At 62.4% G+C, this 12,181-nt stretch carries 9 protein-coding genes and 1 pseudogene; 6 read left to right on the top strand and 4 right to left on the bottom strand.

The annotated features are described in order from the left end of the window. Positions 1-100: 100 nt before the first annotated feature. The 4 genes and pseudogenes from DK254_RS08155 to DK254_RS08170 all read right to left on the bottom strand — a co-directional run bounded on the left by DK254_RS08155 (position 101) and on the right by DK254_RS08170 (position 7,398). Entirely contained in the window at positions 101-2,746 is a 2,646-nt protein-coding gene (locus tag DK254_RS08155) for an ATP-binding domain-containing protein (RefSeq protein WP_109933370.1), read from the bottom strand. A 248-nt stretch (positions 2,747-2,994) separates the two neighbouring features. Next, positions 2,995-4,388 (bottom strand): annotated as a pseudogene (locus DK254_RS08160) (tyrosine-type recombinase/integrase). 453 nt (positions 4,389-4,841) lie between these two features. Next, on the bottom strand, positions 4,842-6,206 hold the full coding sequence (locus DK254_RS08165) for an FAD-binding oxidoreductase (protein WP_109933371.1): 1,365 nt from the start codon (positions 6,204-6,206) through the stop codon (positions 4,842-4,844). A gap of 196 nt (positions 6,207-6,402) precedes the next feature. Continuing rightward, positions 6,403-7,398, bottom strand: coding sequence for an AraC family transcriptional regulator (locus tag DK254_RS08170; RefSeq protein ID WP_109933372.1), 996 nt, complete (start codon positions 7,396-7,398; stop codon positions 6,403-6,405). A 502-nt stretch (positions 7,399-7,900) separates the two neighbouring features. Between DK254_RS08170 and DK254_RS08175 the strand changes: the two genes are divergently transcribed. The 6 genes from DK254_RS08175 to DK254_RS08200 are packed head-to-tail and all read left to right on the top strand — an operon-like array spanning position 7,901 to position 12,015. After that, positions 7,901-9,208 (top strand): amine dehydrogenase large subunit, encoded by a 1,308-nt coding sequence (locus DK254_RS08175; RefSeq protein ID WP_256595829.1) that lies wholly within the window; start codon positions 7,901-7,903, stop codon positions 9,206-9,208. Then, positions 9,202-9,762, top strand: a complete 561-nt coding sequence (locus tag DK254_RS08180) for a MauE/DoxX family redox-associated membrane protein (protein ID WP_109933373.1) — start codon at positions 9,202-9,204, stop codon at positions 9,760-9,762. The genes DK254_RS08175 and DK254_RS08180 overlap by 7 nt, the downstream gene beginning before the upstream one ends. 5 nt (positions 9,763-9,767) lie before the next feature. After that, positions 9,768-10,391, top strand: a complete 624-nt coding sequence (gene mauD, locus DK254_RS08185) for a methylamine dehydrogenase accessory protein MauD (RefSeq protein WP_109933955.1) — start codon at positions 9,768-9,770, stop codon at positions 10,389-10,391. 8 nt (positions 10,392-10,399) lie between these two features. Next, positions 10,400-10,921, top strand: coding sequence for a methylamine dehydrogenase light chain (locus tag DK254_RS08190; protein ID WP_371921126.1), 522 nt, complete (start codon positions 10,400-10,402; stop codon positions 10,919-10,921). A 4-nt stretch (positions 10,922-10,925) separates the two neighbouring features. Then, positions 10,926-11,375, top strand: coding sequence for a hypothetical protein (locus DK254_RS08195; RefSeq protein WP_109933375.1), 450 nt, complete (start codon positions 10,926-10,928; stop codon positions 11,373-11,375). A gap of 4 nt (positions 11,376-11,379) precedes the next feature. After that, positions 11,380-12,015 carry a c-type cytochrome gene (locus tag DK254_RS08200; protein ID WP_109933376.1) on the top strand — a complete coding sequence of 212 codons (636 nt, stop codon included), beginning with the start codon at positions 11,380-11,382 and terminating at the stop codon, positions 12,013-12,015. Positions 12,016-12,181 lie beyond the last annotated feature (166 nt).

Consider the following 12,181-nt stretch of genomic DNA (forward strand, 5'->3'; position numbering starts at 1 on the left):
GAATTGGTCCAAGCCCTTTAAGCTTTTGTAATCAGAGGGTTGAATAATTGGGAGCTTCCTGAGGTAACAGATTCCTCAGCTCAGGAAGCTTCCTGGCTACTTACCAGCTTTCGACAAATCTCTGTTGAAGTGCTTTCAAGCGTGCGGGCAGCGCATTATGGCAGGTCACCCCCAGATATGTTGCGGCGCGGGTTGCGCCAACATACAAGTAACGCTCGAATAGTCCTGGCTTCGCCGTTGCGAGTTCGTCAACACCGACAAAGAAGACCGCTTCGAACTCAAGGCCCTTGATATGTTGCATATCAAACACGCGGACGTCCGTCTCGTCTCCCAAGGTCTGGCCATCGACACACGCGACTGCACGCAGGTTTATGGACTCCAGCTGCTCCGTTAGGGCTTCAGCCATCGGCTTCACATGTTCTTCCGAGGGGACCAACACGGCAATGCTCGGCATTTCACGAACCAGCCGCTCAATCTCACCAATTCGATCCGCCAGCCAGCAGGAGATAGACTTGCTATCAAGATTCTCTGCCAGAACTGGCATGACTCCTTCGTGGGTTGAATGCTCTGGCAGGCTTCCGGAAGCCTCAAGGTCGCCACCCATCAGGCTAAGCAGCTCGCTGGCGAATGCGTTCAACAGTCGGCTCTGTCGATACACCGTGTTGATGCGCTGATACGTCAGGCGATCAGATATCCATTTCAACTGCTCAAGATTTCGTAGGCCGTTGCCGGTGATCCGCTGGTTGAAGTCCCCGCAAGCGAAGAACGACCTGGTGCGAGGGTCGCTCAAGTTTTCCATGCAGGCGAGCTGAAGCGCCGAAAAGTCGGTCGCTTCATCGACCAGGACCTGGTACTGAAATTGGTTCGAGATTCTGAGTAGCTCGGTAAACCTAGGTTGATCGAGATGGCGCCTCACGAAGTCCTGTTGGATCAGCTCTCGAGCCGAGCTGAGCATCAGAAGGAGAATCGCGTCGAGTTCTGTAGTGTCGATGTGGGCAGGGCTTTCAGGACGTTGATATCCGTACGTCTGATCAAGAAGGCACTGACGACGAAACGCTCGATAGCTGGTCGGAACGTCCAAAACGTAGCGTTTCCAGGCATTACGGAAACGGCGTAGTGCATTCTGGAAGGTCATCTCGCCGCCCAGGTTTTTCAGCCACTCATCTGAGGGCACGCGTTGGCCGAGCCAGTCCCGAATGCGCGCAGCTCGGCTGGTCTTGCCCAGGCTACGTCCGCGGTAGCGGCTGCGGGCATAGCTTTGGAGGAAGCGTTGGAATGCCAAGAACGCTTTCTGCACCTCATTATGCGAAGGCTGTGCAGCTTCTTCGCCACTATCGTCATCAAACTCTGCGCCGTCATCGTCTTCGTCGTCGATTTGCCCGAGCGTGTCCAGAAAGCTGGCGAGTTCGGAAAATACTTTCTGATTCTTATTGTAGAGAAGGTTGCCTTGTTCTCTGATGAGTTTGTCTGTCTTCTCACGGCTTGCCTTAAGCAATGGCTCGACCCGATCTTCCAAACCATTCCAGGCAGCATAGGCTTCGAGTAACTGTCCTGATTCGATGTCTGGGACCGCGCGCAGAACTTGGTCAACAATTGGTCGGGTATGCTCTGGGGCCGAGTCACGAAGTAGGGTCGCTCCCTCCTGCAAGTCTTTGATGATCCGGTGACGATGGAAGGTTTTAACTGCATCGAACCAATGGCAAGGGTCGTCGATGGTCTCCGTACCGCAATGATGTCGGTCCTCTTTGAGGATGAACGTCCCGCCAGTATTGGTTTTCAATATGCCAAATACTGATCTTGCTAGCTCATGTCGGCGCTTGGACCAGGTCTTAATGTGTTCATCGGAGGCTGGGACATTCTCTCGGCTGAAGGCTTCCTTGACGTAATGCTTGAGGAGCTCCGAAGGGGTGAACATCACCCAGCGCGAGCGGTAATGGGCTGCATCCAGCAAAGAACGTTCGTGCTCGTCCAAAGCCTCCCAGTCAAGCTTCTGACCTAGGCGTTTAATCAACGTAGTGGTCTTGCCGGTGCCCGGTGGGCCTAGAATGATTAATTGACGATCAATCGGTAAGCGGAAGATATCATCCTGGAATCTGTCCAGGATCGCTTGGTCACGTAGCGCCATGGCACTACGAATCTGGTGGCGTAGACCTTCGACGAGTTTTTGTTCGTCGGTGTTTCCGGCCAGCATTGCCGCGAAATCGTCCTGCTCATGGGGCGTGACCAGCTTTCGTAGCGATGGGATAGTCTGGGGCGGTTCTTCCTCGCGTCTCCATATTCCCCCGATAGAGTCCCACTGACCGTCAGCCTTTTTGGGCTTCAGCTCAAGGTTTTCTAGAACGCGCAGTCCAACCCGTGTTTCACCGATCTGAACTTCCACTTCTTCGCCGACGCCGCGGGAGGCCAGGCGACCAAGATCCGTCCGATAGCTCGCGAGTTTCGCCCCGTTCAGCGGGATTCCTGCTGTACGACAGATGTAGTAGGTGCTTACTTCTCCATCGTCCCTCTCAACGGTGACACGCGAAATGGCTGGTTCGCGAACCAGGCTAAGAAGCGACTGGGTCACGCTGTCGGTTATAGAGGCTATGCGATCAACAACCGTGGAACCGTTAAATGTGTTGATTGCAGCCAAGGCCCCCGTAGCGTCGCTGCCTCGGTTGGCCAATTTTTCGGAGGCGCGGTTTTCGATTTCCTGAATGACGCCCAGCGCGTTGTTGGCAAGTTCGACTGCTTCGCTTGCGCTCATTGAGGCTCTCCCTGTTCTAATTTTTCCGTGCCTCAGGTTTTGATAGGCGGTGCTATATGGAACCCTGCTCTGTGCCGAGGCCAATGTTTAAACTCACAAACCATATCTTCTTCGCGGGCACAGAGCCAGCATGGCTATGCATACATGTAAAGTTATTATTCAGGCCGATTGACTGCCTGGCATCGATTCAGAGCATTTTGATAAACGACAAGCTACGAGCGGTCGGTCTCCATAAAGGAGCAAGCGACCTAGTTTGCTGAGGGGGATGTCAGAATTACTTCCAAGCGGGCTCCCAAAATGCCCCATGCCTCGGTTTTCTCCTTCGCATAGTCGTGATGCAGATAGTGCCGCCGTACCTTGGATCCGCCCAGCAGGTGGTTCTGGCAGCGATCGATGATCTCCAGTGTGACGCCGAGCTCCTGCATCATGGTCGCGCCTGTGCGTCGCAGGTCGTGCGGTGTCCATTCACCCTTGGTGCCCTTGCTCAGTACCAACGAGTCGTCGTGATGGCGGCCCGCCAGAGGCTTGCTGCGGTTCTTGAAGCGACACTGTCGGTCTCCGATCAGTTTGCTGACCGTCTTGGTATCGACGTGGCTATCGCCATCTTTGCTAGGGAAGCAGAACGGTGTATGGCTGGTTTCTTTGTGCAGCCGCTTGAACTGCTCAAGGGCAAAGGCTGAAAGAAATACGTGGTGATCCTGACGCTTACCCTTATGGCCTTTGGTCGCTTCGGCTGGAATGAACCAGGTGCCTTTATCCAGATCCACATGCCGCCATTCAGATTTGAGTAGCTCGCCGATTCGGCAAAGCGTGCTCAGGCAGATCCACGCTGCGCACTGAACACGCGGGTTGACCGGGCGAATACCTGAATATTTTTGGCCGGCGGGCACGGCCTCGTAGTCACGCTCGAGGCGCTCGAAGATATCGCGCAGCTCACGAATCTCGTCTGGCGAAAGCAGGCGGTCGCGCTGTTCTTCATAGTCGTGGTCCAGCAGCCTGCTCACGTCGATCAGGTCGGCAGGATTGCCGTCAGCCATTAGGCTGCGCCATGGCTTGCGTTTCTCGCCCCAGCGCAGCATTTGACCGATGTCCTTGCTGCGAATCACGACGGTACGGTTCAGACCACGCGCTTTAACCGAGCGCAGGACGGTGAGCAGATCTTTCTCTGTCAGGCTGCGCAGCGGCTTCTTGCCAATGAGGGGTAGCACGTCCTTTTTGAAGCTTCGAACCAGTTCGGCATTGCCATCCTGGCGGGAAACGCCGTCGCGTATCCATTCGTCAAACAGGTCAGCCACTGTTTTGTTTTCGGCGGCTTCACGCTCTGCTTCAGCGATAGTGGTGGCAATCGCAGCTTGTGCCTCGATCCGGGCTGCTTTGGCGGCAAGGGTAGGGTGCAAGCCTTTCGTGACGAGTGCCCGGGCTTCGTCTCGCTCAGATCGGATTTGCGCCAAGCTTTTCTTCGGCCAGCTGCCCAGCCGCTTTCGGGTTCTGGAACCATCCAGTTTGAATTCATAGCTGAACTGCACCGTGACTCCGCGTACACCAGCTCGCACCTCGGCAACCAGCCCCCATCCTCTCGGAAGACCTTTCCATGATCTTCAGCTGTGAAAGCCTCCAGTTGCTTGATCGTCAGCTTGGCCACTCTCTACCCCTAGCAATATTCTTCGCCCCTGAATTTTGTGCCACTTTTGTGCCACCGAAACGCTTGGCTGGTGGCGAACGATAGTGGACGCTATGGGAAGGTAAGATAGCCTGAAAGTCCCGTGGTTACTAGGCTTGCTGTTGTTTGTAGATGTCTCTAACGATCTATGGAAATCCACAAATTAAGCGCATGGGGTACAAGGGGTAGAGTATTAAAATAATCCGCTCCATCAGGCCATGACATGAATTACCGCAGCGCCCGGAGCTTACTCAGAAGGGGGGAACGAGATCGCGCCCCCGCCATCACCACGACAAGAGCGGACCTCCTCATAGGACCTGACCCAGGAGGCTCCTACGACGGCATCACGCCGCCAAGTTGCCATATAGACCGTCGACATAACTTGCCATCGACGGCGAAGCATCGAGAAACCGCTCCCCCGGAACAGCCACCCAATCACCTCTCCCTCAACCCCCGCTCCTCCCACCAATCCCACGCCTTGAGCGCCTGCCGAGCCGCCCGGCCGCCCAGGAAGAAGAGCGTATCGCCGGCCATCGGGATGGATTTCCGGTTCACGATCCAGAAGTCCGTCAGTTCGGTCTTCTCGCCGTTGAGCAGGTCCGCGATGGTTCTGCCGTTGAGGTGGGTCAGCGCGACGCCGTGGCCGAAGCAGCCGCCCGAGTAGATGATGCGTTCGTCGCCGACGAAGCTGATTTCAGGGACCATGTCCACGTTCACCGAGACCGGGCCGCCCCAGCGGTAGGCGATGCGTACGTCCTTCAACTGGGGGTAGATCCACTTCAGGTGGGCTTCGCAGTGTTGCCAGCTCATGGGCGAGGGGACCTCGTCCATCGGTGGCGTTCTGTAGACGATCGCGTCGCCGCCGCCCATGAGGATCCGGCCGTCCACGGTGGGGCGGAAGTAATGCAGCATCTGCCGGTTGTCGCCGAACGACTGCCGGTCCTTCCAGCCGATGCTTTGCCATTGTCGGTCGCTGAGTGGCTCGGTCACGATCTGGTAGGTCCAGAGCGGGAACTGCCGGGTCTTGAGCGCGCGGGTATCCGGCACCTGCCGTGAGTAGGCGTTGGTCGCCACCACTAGCTTGTCGGCTGTGACCTTGCCCTGTGGTGTTGTGAGGCCGATGGCGGAGGCCGTTCTTTCGATGTTCGTCACGGGCGTCGTTTCGTAGATCGTGACGCCCGCCGACTCGGCCAGCCCCTTGAGGGCGCGCACCTGTTTGCAGGGGTTGAGGTAGCCGGTGCCGGATTCATAGATGCCGCTGTTGAAGCGTTCGGAATGGAAGTCCTGATGAACCTGTGACTTCTCCCGCCAGCGCATGTCGCCATCGAGGCCCAGTTCCTGGAACAGCTGATAACTCTTTTTCAGGCGATTGGCCTGCTGCTCCGAGTAGCTCATGCGAACCAGGCCGTTGTGGCGGTAGTCGCAGTCGAGGCCGTTTTCCTCGATCAGGCTCCTGGTATGGGTCACCGCCTTCTCCAGGTACAGGTGCGCCTCGATCATCTTTTGCTTTCCCCAGCGCAGCAGCACCATTTCGGGTTCCAGGCCGAACATCCTGGTGCTGAAGCCGGCGTTGCGGCCGCTGGCGCCGAAGCCGACGACGGCGGCTTCGAGCACCACCACTCGGGCGTTGGGGTTGTCCCGCTTGAACTGCCAGGCGGTATTCAGGCCGGTGTAGCCGGCGCCGATGATCGCCACGTCCACCTTCAGGTTTTCTTTCAGGGCAGGGTTGGGCGAGTAGTGCCCGTAGTCGTGTTGCCAAAAGGACTTGCTGCCCAGAAGCGGGTCGCTGTTGCCGGTCATGCTCTTTTCTCGTCTGCCGGGGATTGGGAACGCGACGTCGTTTGCAGGGCGGTGGCGCAGGGCCTTCTCCGGCGCAGTGCAGAGACCGTCGGTTTCGAAAGGACGGCATCAGGGTAGTGGCGGGGCGAGTCGATGAATTGTCAGCCGGTGCCAGCCATTTGGGCCGCGTGCGCCAAAGTCGGGAAGGGGAGAGCGGTCAGGTGCGTGGCCGGCTGCTGGCGCGGTATTGCTGGGGCGAGCGGCCGGTCCAGCGTCGGAAGGCGCGGGTGAAGGAGCCGGATTCGGAATAGCCGACCAGCAGGGAGATTTCCGTCATGGAGTAGTCCGAGTCCGTGATGTACGCCAGGGCGAGTTCCCGGCGCACGTCTTCGACCAGCGACGAGTATTCGATGCCATGGTCCTTGAGGCGCCGCTGCAGGGTACGTCGGCTCAGGTTCAGCTGCTCGCAGATCTCGTCCAGCGAGGGCGCGCCGCTGCTCATTTCGGTCGCGATCATCCGGGTGACCTGGGCGAGCAGTTCATCGGACACGGCGCGCTGCTCGCGCTCTCGTTCGAGGTAGGGCTCGAGTGCTTTGTACAGCCGCTCGTTGCCACGCACCACCGGCATTTGCAGGGTCTGCAGGGGCAGGTGGATGCGGTTCGTGGGCTGGTTGAAGTAGAGCGGGCACTGGAAAATCCGCTTGTGCACCGAGGTGTCCGCGGGCCGGTCGTGTTCGAAGTCCATGCGCAGCGGCCTGATGGTGCTGCTGGTGATCAGGTTCAGCATGCGCAGGACGCAGGCGATCGCGAATTCCGCGTCCTGCCGCCGCTGGAGGACGGTCGGAGCGGTGACCTGATACTCCACGGTGACTTCGCGCGAGTCGCAGGTGAAGTCGAAGATCGACTCCTGGGCGAAGACGACGATGAACTGCTGCAGGGTCTTCAGGGCCTTTTCGACGCTGGGCGCGCAGTACAGGGCGTGGCCGAGGGCGCCGAAATCGTCGGCTTCGGTCTGGAACCCGAGTTCGAGCCCGACGTTGGGGTTCGACTGCCCCGCCGCCTCCCAGAGGGCGACGTACTGCTCGCCGGGTATTTCTATGTCCCCGCGCTCCAGTACCCGGGCATCGATGCCAAGCGGGGCGAGGTGGGGTTCGAAGCAATCCCTGAAGCGACGGAAGAAGTTCTCGGACATCACCGTACGGGCGGATTTCATAGGTGCCACAGCCTTATCGTTCTTGTCGTTCGTCTGTCCGTTTCGAAGGTCCCGCCGCCGACCGCTTCGGTCGACCGGTCGGTGATTTCCCGCGCCTGGCGTTGCCGGGCCAGGTGGTTGGGGAATCATCCCACGTGCTGTTTACGATAATCGCTTCGGGCCATGCCTGGTAAGCCCGGCATCACCGGGCAAGGGCGCCTGTCGTCGCGCCCAGGGGCGGCTCCCTCCGATTGGCATCGGATGTCAACGACTCTGTCACCTGCTGGCAAGCCGCGGTGGCGCCACTTTGAATAGTTTTTCCAGCCAGATACGCACAGAAACCAGCAGCGTATGGAACCGCGGCGCAGCGCATCGCCACCGATGCAGTCAACCGCGATTTTTCCGCTGCTGGCCAGATGACCGACGAAGCGACCGACCCGCTCTTGCCGACGTACAGGCGCAGGGCAGGGTGGCGCTCGCCCGTCGGATCGAGCGCTTCCGCAACCCAGGAGACTGACGCCAGATGCCAACCCGCCTGCCAGGGCGGGGCGAGCCCGACCGCCCCGCCGCCCATGAGCCATCGACGAGCCGGGGCAAGCGCCCGCCCGCCCTGTGGAAGCGCTCGCTGCGCGCCCTGTTGGGTGGCCTCTCGCTGGCTGCCCTGGCACTGCCGGCGCTGGCGCAGTTCGTCCCCGAGCAAGCGCACGTCGAAACCCTGGGCGCGCACCAGGGCCAGCACTGGTTCTGGATCTGGGGCAGCAACGCTCCCAACATGGTCGACGGCCGCGCCTTCCTGTTCGCCGACGACGGCCGCAACCTCGGCCAGGTGAGTACCGGCATGTGGAGCAACGGCCTGGTGCTGTCGCACAAGCGCGACGAGTTCTACGCCAGCGAGATCTACTTCAGCCGCGGCGTGCGCGGCACCCGCACGGACGTGGTCACCGTCTACGACGCCCACACCCTCAGCCCCAAGCGCGAGATCGCCATCCCGCCCAAGCGCATGACCGCGCTCATCTCCACCGGGCTCAGCGTGCTATCGGACGACGAGCGCTTCCTGCTGGTGCTCAACTTCACCCCGGCGCAGTCCATCTCCGTCGTCGACCTGGAGCGCAACCGCTTCGTCGGCGAGGTCGCCACCCCCGGCTGCGCCTCCATCTACCCGGCCGGCCCGCGGGACTTCTATTCCATCTGCGGCAACGGCGGCTTCTTCCACCTGCGCCTCGACGACAATGGCCAGGCCGCCCTGCAGGAACGTACCGCGCCGGCCTTCGACCCGGTGAAGGACGCGCTGCTGACCACCGCTTCGCGCCTGGGTGATACCTGGTACTTCGTTTCCCAGAACAACGATGCCTATGGCATCCGCATGACCGCCCAGGGCGTCGAGGCGACCCAGCACTGGTCGCTGCTCAGCGATGCCGAGCGCGCCGACGGCTGGGGCGTGGCCGGCAACCACGGCACCGCGCTGCACGAGCGCAGCGGCAGGCTGTTCGTGCTGATGCACAAGGACAAGCCGGAGAACTACCAGAAGCCCGGCACCGAGGTCTGGGTGTTCGACACCCGCACCCACGCGCGCCTCGCCCGCATCGAGCTGGAAGAGCAGAGCACCGCCATCGGCGTCAGCCAGGGCGAGCGGCCGCGCCTCTACAGCCTCGACTGGATGGTGCCCATGCCTGGACTGTTCACCGCCTGGGTCTACCTGACCGAAGGCGAAAAGGGCCTGATGCCGCTGCTGCGCCAGGGCATCAACCTCTACGACGCCGACAGCGGCAAGCACCTGCGCAGCATCGGCGACATTCCCCTGGGCTTCCTCAATGCGGTGGCGCCATGGTGATCGCGACCTGCCTGCACGACCCGCTGGTGCACCTGGGCAGTGCCTGCGCCCTGGCCTTGCTGCTGGGTAGCGCCGGCCTGCACAAGCTGCGCGATCCGCAGGGCTTCGCGCGCGTCCTCGATGATTACGCCGCGGCGTTCGCCGGCCTGCTGCCCACCAGGCTGCGCGCCGTTCTCGTCGGCCTGCTACCGGGCCTGGAACTGCTGGCCGCCGGCGGTGCGCTGGCCAGTCCCTGGCAGCCCTGGGCGGCGGCGCCTGCCGCGATTCTGCTGGCGCTCTATACCGCCGTGCTGGCCGGTGTCACCTGGCGCGGTGTAGCCATCGCCGATTGCGGCTGCCACTTCGGTGGCCGGCCGCAGCCGCCGGGGCGGGCGCTGGTGCTGCGCAACCTGCTGCTGCTCCTGCCGGCGCTGAACCTGCTGGCGCCCATGGGCGAACGCCCGCTGGTGTGGTTCGACGCCGTCACCCTCGGCTTCGCCCTGGCCAGCGGCGTGGCGCTCTACCTGCTGGCCAACCTGTTGATCTCCAACCGTGCATCCCTGGGGGAACCGTGATGGACATGACTTACGCATTGATCGTCTCCAGCGGCTTTTCCTGGCTGCTCAACCTGGCCCTGGTCCTCGCCGTCTGCGCCCTGGCGCGGCAGGTCGGCCTGCTGCACGAACGTATCCGCCCGGTGGGCGCGCTGTCCCTGGGCAAGGCCATCAAGGCCGGGGAGGCGGCGCCGATTTTCACCCTGCCGAGCCTCACCGGCGGCTCGGTGAGCCTCGGCGGCGCCAATGCCCAGGGGCAGTCGACCCTGCTGTTCTTCCTCTCCGAGACCTGCCCGGTGTGCAAGACCCTGCTGCCGGTGCTCAAGGCCATCCGCCAGCAGGAGCGCCTGCGGATAGTGCTGGCCAGCGACGGCGAGGTCGCCGCGCACCAGGCCTTCATCGAGGCGCAGCGCCTGCAGGCGTTCCCCTACCTGCTGTCGCGCGAGGTCGGTCTGGCCTACCAGATCAGCAAGCTGCCCTACGGCGTATTGATCGACACCAGCGGCACCGTGGTCACCCACGGCCTGATCAATACCCGCGAGCACCTGGAAAGCCTGTTCGAGGCCCAGGTGCTCGGCTTCGCCTCGATCCAGGCCTTCGAGGCCGCGCGCCACGCGGCTGGAACTCCCCTCTACAAGCAGGTGCACTGAGCATGGCGATCAAATGGTTCGACGAAGCCGCCGAGCTGCTGACCCGCAAGGTCGCGCGCGGCACCTCGCGGCGGGGCTTCCTCGGCGGCCTGGGCACGCTGCTGGCCGGTGCCGGCGCGACGACCCTGCTGCCGGTTTTCCGCAGCGGCGCCTTCGCCCAGCCGGGGGCTTCCAGCCTGGTGGAGAACGGCGACCCGAGCAGTTGCGACTACTGGCGTTACTGCGCCATCGACGGCTTCCTCTGCAGCTGCTGCGGCGGCACGGTGAACAGCTGCCCGCCGGGCACGGTGCGCTCCGACATCACCTGGATCGGCACCTGCCGCAACCCGGCGGACGGCAAGGACTACGTGATTTCCTACAACGACTGCTGCGGCAAGAGCAATTGCGGGCGCTGCGTGTGCCAGCGCGACGAGGGCGACCGCCCGCTGTACCGCCCGCAGAGCTCCAACGACCTCAACTGGTGTTCCGGCAGCCAGGCCGACATGCCGTACCACTGCTCGCTGTCGGTGGTGATCGGGGTGAAGGAATAAGCCCATGGCCGGCCGCTCCCCGATCCGCGCCGCTCTCGCCGCACTGCTGCTGGTGGGCCCGGCAAGCGCCTGGACCACCGAGCCGCGCCAGCTGGACTACATGCTCAACTGCCAGGGTTGCCACCTGCCCGACGGCAGCGGCAACCCGCAGCGCCAGGTGCCGGCGTTCCCCGGCCAACTGGGCAAGTTCCTCGGCGTGCCGGGCGGGCGGGAATACCTGGTGCAGGTGCCCGGCTCGGCGCTCTCGGGCCTTTCCGACGACGCCCTGGCCGGCGTCCTCAACTGGATGCTGGAGCGCTTCGACAGGGAGCAGCTGCCGGCCGATTTCCAACCCTACAGCGGGGCGGAGCTGCACGGCTGGCGGCAGCGCGTGCCGGCCGATGTCGGCCAGGTCCGCCGCGACCTGCTCGAACGCATCGCCCAGCAAGAAAAACAGAAGCGCGAAGGAACCTGAACCCATGAAGGCATGTACCCGTGTCGGCCTGCTCCTGCTCGCCGCAACGCTCCACATTCGCGCCGAAGCCGGTGCCGGCGTCGAAACCTGCGCCGCCTGCCACGGCGACCAGGGCCAGGGCAACGCCGTGTTCGGCGCCCCGCGCCTGGCCGGCCAGCAGGTCGACTACCTGCTCCAGCAACTGCGCGCCTTCAAGGCCGGCCAGCGTGGCTACGACCCGCAAGACAGCCAGGGCGTGCAGATGCGCGCTGTGGTAGCCAGCCTGGACGAAGCCGACTTCAACCGCCTGGCCCATCACTACGCACAACAGCAGGCCGCCAAGGTCAGCGCGAGCAAAAGCGCGGGCACCGCCCATGGCGAGTCCCTCTACCAGGGCTCGTGCGCGGCCTGCCACGGCCTGCAAGCCGAAGGCTTCGCCCACCTGAAGACCCCCAGCCTGCGCATCCTCGATGCCAGCTACCTCGACCGCCAGCTCACTCACTACACGGACGGGACACGCGGCAGCGATGCCCATGCGGATCCACTGGGCATCTGGATGCGCGGCATCGCGTTGCAGATTCGCAGCGCGGAGGACCGGAGGGCGATCATCGATTACCTCGCCAGCCTGTCGCTGCCGGCGGCCGAACAGGCGAGGCGCTGAGGGATGCGCTGCGCCCGTGAGCCGGAAAGGCAAAGGCCTTTGGGGATTGGCGGGAGAGGAGGGCCGGTATCGGCGGCATCAGCCGCGCTTTCCACTGCCGGGCCCGCTCGCGATTGGCACCAGATGCCAATTTCCCTGGCCTCTACTGGCAAGTCGCTCCGCGCCG

Source organism: Pseudomonas sp. RW407, assembly GCF_003176655.1.
Lineage (GTDB): Bacteria > Pseudomonadota > Gammaproteobacteria > Pseudomonadales > Pseudomonadaceae > Pseudomonas > Pseudomonas delhiensis.

Coding starts and splice junctions, on each gene's coding strand:
- DK254_RS08155 (WP_109933370.1), bottom strand. CDS start 2,746: ATGAGCGCAAGCGAAGCAGTCGAACTTGCCAACAACGCGCTGGGCGTC.
- DK254_RS08165 (WP_109933371.1), bottom strand. CDS start 6,206: ATGACCGGCAACAGCGACCCGCTTCTGGGCAGCAAGTCCTTTTGGCAA.
- DK254_RS08170 (WP_109933372.1), bottom strand. CDS start 7,398: ATGAAATCCGCCCGTACGGTGATGTCCGAGAACTTCTTCCGTCGCTTC.
- DK254_RS08175 (WP_256595829.1), top strand. CDS start 7,901: ATGCCAACCCGCCTGCCAGGGCGGGGCGAGCCCGACCGCCCCGCCGCC.
- DK254_RS08180 (WP_109933373.1), top strand. CDS start 9,202: ATGGTGATCGCGACCTGCCTGCACGACCCGCTGGTGCACCTGGGCAGT.
- mauD (WP_109933955.1), top strand. CDS start 9,768: ATGACTTACGCATTGATCGTCTCCAGCGGCTTTTCCTGGCTGCTCAAC.
- DK254_RS08195 (WP_109933375.1), top strand. CDS start 10,926: ATGGCCGGCCGCTCCCCGATCCGCGCCGCTCTCGCCGCACTGCTGCTG.
- DK254_RS08200 (WP_109933376.1), top strand. CDS start 11,380: ATGAAGGCATGTACCCGTGTCGGCCTGCTCCTGCTCGCCGCAACGCTC.